The sequence below is a fragment of the Xenorhabdus santafensis genome (genome assembly GCF_033949405.1).
Classification (GTDB): domain Bacteria; phylum Pseudomonadota; class Gammaproteobacteria; order Enterobacterales; family Enterobacteriaceae; genus Xenorhabdus; species Xenorhabdus santafensis.
Window position 1 is genome coordinate 1 of the sequence record NZ_VCDN01000498.1, and the last position, 211, is coordinate 211.

Below are 211 nucleotides of genomic sequence, written 5' to 3' on the forward strand. Positions count from 1 at the left end.
AATTGGAGAGCGGTAGAAACGGCATATATCGAAATATTGGCGAAAGAACATATTCCTGATTTTGAACGAGCGAATGTAGGGTCTCATAAGTACATAAAAGTAAAACAATACAAAGAATATGCGGAAACAAAGTCAGTTGTAGAAAAGCAGGTACAGGAAAAAGAAACCTATTTACAACGGGTAGACAAAGAAGTGAAACAGTCAGAGGGAA

Annotated in this window: 1 protein-coding gene; it reads left to right on the plus strand. The window is 37.0% G+C overall.

The window, feature by feature from the left end:
• On the plus strand, positions 1–211 hold a 211-nt coding region (locus FE392_RS21110; protein WP_319932023.1), incomplete at both ends, for a hypothetical protein.